Source organism: Thermostichus sp. MS-CIW-36 (assembly GCF_054059035.1).
This window is the reverse complement of the sequence record NZ_JBSSBR010000035.1, coordinates 21316-28197: the sequence shown is the minus strand read 5'-3', so window position 1 is coordinate 28197 and position 6882 is coordinate 21316. Positions and strand designations below refer to the sequence as shown.

Below are 6882 nucleotides of genomic sequence, written 5' to 3'. Positions count from 1 at the left end.
AGTGTGGGCATTGTGGATGGGAAGGGGATGCGGACTGGAATGGGGCGAGTATGATTGCCAGACTTGGGGCTGCCTTTGTAAACCAGCCTAGAGGTTCAGGGTTGGCTTGCCGACTCTAGGGCTACTGAAAGCTCCCGCCTTTAGGCGGGGGTAGTTTACCTTCGTCTTCAGCTCCCCGGCTTGAACAGGCCAATGGCCGTGACCTGGTTGGATCCCACCTCAAAGGCAAAGGCCAGGCTCAGGGCATCGTAGTTGACGTAGTAGCGGTCGTCGCGCAGATATTCTCGGCTTCCCTTGGGATAGGGCACCACCTCGTTGTAGCCGTTCTCGCCGGGCCCGCCGTAAACGGCGATCACTTCCGAATAGGTGGAGCCGATGCGGATCCCTTCGCCGGTCATGGCTTCCGGGTGGGTGGTGTAGATGCGGTTGGCGAAAAAGCTATCCACAATGCCCGGATGACGGTAGGTGAAGAGGATGTAGTCTTGTAGGTAAAAGATCTTCAGGTCGCTGTTGGGCTGAAACACATTGGCTCCAGAGGCCGCTGGGATCTGATCGACATTGCCCAGCAGGTGGGTATCCACGTTGCGGGTATCCATGCCCAGCTCAAAGCGACCGACTCGACCCTCTTGCACCAGCACTGTAGGCCGTGGGGGCAGGGCAGGTCGCCGGGGGGGCAAGGCCAGCGCTTGCAGGCCGGCATTCAGCCAAGCATTGTCATCTCCTTCCACGGTCTGCAAGGGCACCAGACCCCGCTCCAAAGAGCGACCATCCCCTGTTTTCCAGGTGGCCACGGCCAGTTCCACCGCCGCGCCGGAGGGAAGGGCAAAGAAGCGGGTTTGTCGTTCGCTGCCCTGGGTGGGCTGCCCCAAGATAAGGGTGATACCGCTGGCTCCCAACTGGGCAGCCAGGAGGGTGGCCCCCTGGCGGGTGTTGCCATCCACCAGAACGGCCAACGGGATCCCGGCGGCAATGGGCAGATTTTCGCTGTTCCAGAGGGTGGGCTGCCCAAATCGGTCTTCGGTAATCAGCAGCGGCTGGACGGAGCGGGGCAGAAATAGGCGCGCCACATCGGCCACCACTTGGGGGTCGTAGCCCACAGCTCCGCGCAGGTCGAGGACAATGCCCTGGCTGTAGTCTTGGGTGTAGAGGGTTTGGCGGATCTGCTGAGCCGTGGCTGGGGTGAGATCCGGCACTGCCAAATAAACCTGGCGCGGGCCAATCCCGCGGGCTTGTACGGGAGGACGGGGACGGTTGAGCAAGTCCTTAAAAGCTTGCGGATCCCAGAAGCGATCGGCGGGATCCCCATACTCCCGCAGGATCTCTTGAATGAACTCGTACTCCACCTCAATAGAGGGGCGGGGATCCCCGTAGCTTCGGGCCAACAGGCGGGTGTAGAGGTCGTTGTAACTGACTGCGGCAGCTTGGTTGCCTGCACCCAAGGACTCGTTGATGAACAATCCCACCAGATGGCGGAGATCCAGCCCGACCGGCTCACGGGGAGGGGAAGGGGCTGCCGGGATCCCTGGATCGGGAAACGAACCTTGGGGATCCGAGGGCATGATGGGCACAGGAGGCAAGGCCGATTGGCCCACAGCGCTGCCGGGCGAGATCCCGGCGATCAGGGTGAGGATCCCCCAAGCCCCAAGTACGCGCGCAAATCCCTTCATGGCAGCCTGCCCTCTTGCAGATGTTGCGAATAGGATAAACCCTAAACGCTCCCCTTTGCCACTGCCAGCAGTGGTAGATATCTATTTTTTGTGACTTGGAACACTAGGGGCTGCGCCCCCTTGCTTTTGAAGGAAATGCCCTCAGCCAGAAAATCCCCAGCGCATTCACTTGCCTTTTTTGTCCTTTTTGCTCGGCTTGGGCTTTTCTGCTGCCGGGATCTCTGTAGCGGTCTCTGCCGCTTTCTCCTCAACTGGGAGCGTTGCCTCTGCCGCAGAGGCTGAGACGGTTTCAGCAGGGGATGCTTCTACAGCCTTTTCTGTAGCTGGCTCGGCTTCCGCAGCTGCAGCTTCTCCATCCGTTTCCGCCCCCGTAGCCGTCTCTGATGAGGATTCAATTGCCTCAGGGATCCCAGATACCTCTGCTTCTGGCTCATCGGCCTCAAACTCGGCCTCTGGCACTTCAACCTTCTCCTCCGAGCCTGCCAAAGAAGTGGGCGCCTGGGTTGGATTCCCCTCGCTATCGACCCAGTTGACCGTGGTCTGAGACTTCAGCCAAGCCATCACCTTGTCGGTCAGCAAGCCTTCATAGACGGCTTGGCGTACTCGTTCCCGATCCAGCTTTTGGCCTTGCTGGGCATAGGCCGCCATCACCTCTTCCACCTCCACGTCCAACTCCGTGGAACCTACGGCAATTTGCTCTTGCCGAACGATGGCGCTCAGGGCCAAGGTGCGCCGCAGCCGGTCGATGGCTTCGGGTCGGTGGCGCTCTTTCAACTGGTTAAGGGTTTCGGGAGGCAACTCGGACAAGAACTTACGGAGCTCCCCCGGCTTGATGCCTTCCTGCCGCAGGGCCTGGAGACTCTGGGCCAGCAGTTGTGTCGTTTCTTGTTCGATGAGGGTTTCCGGCAAATCCACCTCAGTAGTCTCCAAGATGGCGTTGAGGATGGCGGTTTCGAGGTTCTCCTCGGATTGTCTCAGGGCATCCTGTTCGAGGCGCTTTTGCAGGTGTTCCCGCAACTCGGCTACTGTTTGAAAGCTGCTGATCTCTTGCACAAAGGCATCATCCAATTCGGGCAGCTCTTTGGCCTTGATCTCCCTCAGGCAGACAGTGAAGGTAACCGTTTTCCCGGCCAACTCTTTTCTGAAGTAGTCGTCGGGGAAGGTGGCTGCGATCTCCTTGGTTTCGTCGAGCTGCATGCCCACGATGCCCGCCACAAAACCGGGGATGAAGTTGTCTTCCTTGAGTTCCAGCTGGAAGTCCTGGGTGGTCATCTCGTCGAGGGAATTGCCTTCTGCATCGCGGGCCTCAAAATCGATCACCACCACATCCCCCAACTGAGCAGGCCGATCTTCTACCGGCAGGAGGGTGGCCCGCTGATCCCGCCACCGGTCGATGAGCTGGTCAATTTGTTCAGGCTTGACGTCAACGCGGGTTGCCGTGACGGTCAGCCCTTTGTATTGGCCAACGCGAGCTTCGGGGTACACCTCAACGTATCCCGAGAAGCTGAAGTCTGCTTCGGGGTTGAACTGAGCCAAGAGCTGCCCCACCTCGTCATCCAGCTCGAACCGGCTAATGGGGGTGAGCTGAGCTTCCTTGAAAGCCTGTTGAATGGCCTCGCTGATCAGGTCATCCACAGCACTGGCCATGATGCGCTCGCGGCCCACCTGCCGCACAACGAGGTTGCGGGGGGCCTTGCCCTTGCGGAATCCCGGAATTTGGATATTCTGCTCCAGTTGACGCAAGGTTTTTTCGTAGGAGCGCTTCACCCGGTCGGCTTCTACCACGATTTTGAGACCGACCCGGCTGCCAGGGCGTTTTTCTTGGATAACCTGCATAGGAAGTATGAGCTAAGGAGAGGGGCAAGTAGAAGTTCAATTCTACCTCAACGGACTGTGGGTCAACCTGGAGATTCTAGGCAGGGGATCCCTCGGTGGCCACTTCTTTCACATCCTGGATGTCCTCTTGGGGTTCGGCACGCTTGCTGGGAGGCAGTTGCTTCACTTTGGCTTCCAGCTCCACCACCATTTCCTTGAGTTCGGTGATGGTGACCTCCTTCTCCTGCAGTTGCCGATTTTTTTCCCGGGCTTCGATGCTGAACTGTACGCGCATCCAGAGGCTATACAGCCAGGCGAGGGCGGCCCCAATCCCAGCAGCAGCCAGAAGTTCCATCACCAGAGGGCTTTCGATGCTGACGCCAGGGGCAAAGGTAATCGTGACTGGGGTGGCGTTTTGCATGGCGAAGAGAGCGATTCCTAGGAGAGCCGAGAACAGGATCAGGTAGTTGAACAGTCGCATAATTTTCTCCTCTTGTCTCCTCTTGAGAGGGATCCACTACGGCTTGCCAGCACCAGGATACTCATAAACGGGGATCGGTTTCTTAGAAAAACCAGCCATAGCTGTGTAAGCCTTTGCCCAGAAAGTTGACCCCCAGGTAACATACCCAAACCACTCCAAAACCCAAGCTGGCCAAGAGGGCGGGGCGTCTGCCTTGCCAGCCTTTGGTGATGCGGGCATGCAAATAGGCAGCGAAGACCAACCAGGTAATTAAAGCCCAGGTTTCTTTCGGATCCCAGCTCCAGTAGGTACCCCAGGCTTCGTTGGCCCAAACGGCGCCGGCGATAATGCCGATGGTCAACAGGGGAAAGCCCAGCCCGATGAGCCGGTAGCTGGTGTTGTCCAAGATTTCTGCCAGGCTCAGCCGTTGCCAGGGGATCCCTTCGGGGGCCGGTTGGGGGGGGAGTTCAGCCGACGAGGGGGCAGGGCGGGGGGAGCGGAGGCCGGCATAGGCCAGTTCTGAAGCCGGGGAGGGCAGGGTGGCCTCCGCCCATTCGGGATGGGTCTGGGGTTGGGGAGGGCGAAATTGCAGGCCGAGGGAGTTGCCCTTGAGATGCACATCCTGACCGCGAGTGACGATGAGAAAGCTGATGGAGAGAAGGGATCCCACCAGCAGCGCCGCGTAGGCCAGCAACATCACAGTCACGTGCATCATCAGCCAGTTGGATTGCAAAGCCGGCACGAGGGGCTGGGCCACCTGCATGTCTTCCGGCAGCACCAAGGCAGCAAAGGCCACGATCCCGGTCACAACTGGGGCGGTCATGACCCCCACCCAGCGGCTGCGGCTCCAGTAGAGGGCCAGCAGGTGCAAAGCGGTGATCCCCCAGGCCAGGAAAAACAAAGACTCGTACAGATTACTCAAGGGGAAGTAGCCTGCATCGATCCAGCGGGCCGTCAACAGGGCGGCCATCGTCAAGTTTGCCCCGATCATCCCCGCTAGGCCCAATTCGGCCAAAAGCTGCACCTGGGGAAAAGCTGCCCCACCCCAGTAGAACAGCATGGCCCCCAGAGAAATGGCAAACGCCACGTTGTTGAGCAGAGCTTGCCACTGGGCCAGATCCATGCCCGCAAGAGCTGTTATCGCCAACAGAGCCATACACGACCTCAAAAGTGTCTCCGACCCGGCTTGAGCCAGGCCAGTTGATCCCATTCTAGGGCGGGGGAAGGGATCTTCCCCAAAGGACACATGCTGGTAATGTGGGGATGGCTTGTCTGCGGCTCGGCAGGATACAAAGAGCATTGGGATGTAAGGCTCATGCAAGAACACGCGGGAAATGCCAGGTTGAGAAGGTGGGGGTTGTTGAGATGGTGGATCTGTCTGTTGACCGCCCTCGTTTTGGCCTCTTGTGGGGGATCCCCGCCTAAACCCCCGCAGGAACAGCTTCCCCAGCTAGAGCGCGTGCCGGTTCCCCCGGAGATTGCCAAGCTGGATGCCCATTTGCAGTACTGTCGCCCGCAAGTTCAGATCCTCAGCCCCAAGCCAGGTGAGGTGTTGCCAGAGCGGCAGGTAACCGTTCGCTTCGCGGTGCAAGGGTACCCACTTTTCCAAGATCCGCAATTGGGTCTTGGCCCTCATCTGCACGTGGTGCTGGACAACCGGCCCTACATCGCCCATTACGATGCCGATGCTCCCCTCGTTTTCAAGGATTTGGAGCCGGGATCCCATACTCTGCGGGTGTTTGCCGGCAAACCCTGGCACGAGAGCTTCAAAAACTCTGAAGCCTATGCCCAGGTCAGCTTTCACGTGTTAGCTCCCACCCCCGAGTACGTGCCACAGCCGCAACTGCCCCTGCTCACCTACAACCGCCCCACAGGCAGCTACGGGGCCGAGCCAATCTTGGTGGATTTCTGGCTGGCCAATGCCCCGGTGCGGGAGAGCCTGTTGAGTGACTTGCCACGGGATTGGCGGATCCGCTACACCCTCAACGGCCAATCCGGTCTGCTGGATCGCTGGGAGTCTTTTTATCTGAAGGGCTTCAGGCCCGGTCGCAATGTGATGGTGCTGGAACTGGTGGACAGCAAAGGGGATCCCATCCGCAATGTGTTCAACAGCGCCGCCCGCGAGATCACCTACACCCCTGGCGGCCAAGACACCCTCTCCAAGCTGGTTCGGGGGGAGCTAAAAGCCGAAGAGGCCCTCGCCATCGTCCAGCCCCAGCCCACCCCTACCCCAACTCCTACTCCGACGCCAACACCCAGCCCGACGCCCACACCCACTCCTACTCCGACGCCAACGCCAACTCCGACACCCACGCCCACTCCTACTCCGACGCCAACACCCAGCCCGACGCCCACACCCACTCCTACTCCGACGCCCACACCCAGCCCGACGCCCACACCCACACCCACTCCGACTCCAACGCCAGAGGCGACGCCCACGCTTGCACCTCGTCGCCAGCCGCGCTTTCAACTGGGCCGCCCCCGTCCGACACCAGAGGGGATCCCGGCTGTTCCAACGCCACCGCCCGTGGTGGCCACTCCTGAACCTGAGCTTACGCCTGAGCCCAGCCCAGAGCCCTCTCCGCAAGCTGTGCCCACTTCAACTCCCCAGCCTGTGGCTACGCCTTTGCCGCGCGTGACCCCCATTCCCTTCCAGGAGCGGCGGGTGCGACAGCAGGGGTTGCGGCTTTTCCCGCCGGGACTCCACAGTCCGGCCTTGCCAGGTGAGCAATAGCGGGACGGAGTCCTTGAGTTGATAGAAAGTTGATAGAATGCCCTTCGCGCAGCGGGCCGTGGGCCTCACTGTTTCCCCGATGCCGCTCTGCCTAGGTGCGCAGTTGCCAGTTGTCGCGTTCTCACACCGGTCAAGCGCGAGGAGCGTGGAGCGACGGGAAAGAATCCCCCGGCTCTAGCGGTGGGGAGAACGTCGATTCCTGCCCA

At 60.1% G+C, this 6882-nt stretch carries 5 protein-coding genes; 1 reads left to right on the top strand and 4 read right to left on the bottom strand.

The window, feature by feature from the left end:
- Positions 1 to 167: 167 nt before the first annotated feature.
- The 4 genes from ACVWVQ_RS12560 to ccsB form a co-directional block, all read right to left on the bottom strand.
- Positions 168 to 1667, bottom strand: a complete 1500-nt coding sequence (locus ACVWVQ_RS12560) for a S41 family peptidase (RefSeq protein WP_457508778.1) — start codon at positions 1665 to 1667, stop codon at positions 168 to 170.
- Positions 1668 to 1832: 165 nt separating this feature from the next.
- Positions 1833 to 3503 carry a trigger factor gene (gene tig / locus ACVWVQ_RS12555; RefSeq protein WP_457508776.1) on the bottom strand — a complete coding sequence of 557 codons (1671 nt, stop codon included), beginning with the start codon at positions 3501 to 3503 and terminating at the stop codon, positions 1833 to 1835.
- Between the two features lie 76 nt (positions 3504 to 3579).
- Positions 3580 to 3963: a lipopolysaccharide assembly protein LapA domain-containing protein gene (locus tag ACVWVQ_RS12550; RefSeq protein WP_414413445.1), complete on the bottom strand. Its 384-nt coding sequence runs from the start codon at positions 3961 to 3963 to the stop codon at positions 3580 to 3582.
- Positions 3964 to 4045: 82 nt separating this feature from the next.
- Positions 4046 to 5098, bottom strand: coding sequence for a c-type cytochrome biogenesis protein CcsB (gene ccsB / locus ACVWVQ_RS12545; RefSeq protein WP_457508774.1), 1053 nt, complete (start codon positions 5096 to 5098; stop codon positions 4046 to 4048).
- 225 nt (positions 5099 to 5323) lie between these two features.
- Between ccsB and ACVWVQ_RS12540 the strand changes: the two genes are divergently transcribed.
- The gene (locus tag ACVWVQ_RS12540; protein ID WP_457508772.1) at positions 5324 to 6676 is read left to right on the top strand and encodes a hypothetical protein; all 1353 of its coding nucleotides are present in this window, start codon (positions 5324 to 5326) and stop codon (positions 6674 to 6676) included.
- The last annotated feature ends 206 nt before the right edge of the window (positions 6677 to 6882 follow it).

What these genes read in the sequence shown, in the direction of transcription:
- ACVWVQ_RS12550 (WP_414413445.1), bottom strand. Translation starts at nt 3,963, where the DNA reads ATGCGACTGTTCAACTACCTGATCCTGTTCTCGGCTCTCCTAGGAATC.
- ACVWVQ_RS12560 (WP_457508778.1), bottom strand. Translation starts at nt 1,667, where the DNA reads ATGAAGGGATTTGCGCGCGTACTTGGGGCTTGGGGGATCCTCACCCTG.
- ccsB (WP_457508774.1), bottom strand. Translation starts at nt 5,098, where the DNA reads ATGGCTCTGTTGGCGATAACAGCTCTTGCGGGCATGGATCTGGCCCAG.
- tig (WP_457508776.1), bottom strand. Translation starts at nt 3,503, where the DNA reads ATGCAGGTTATCCAAGAAAAACGCCCTGGCAGCCGGGTCGGTCTCAAA.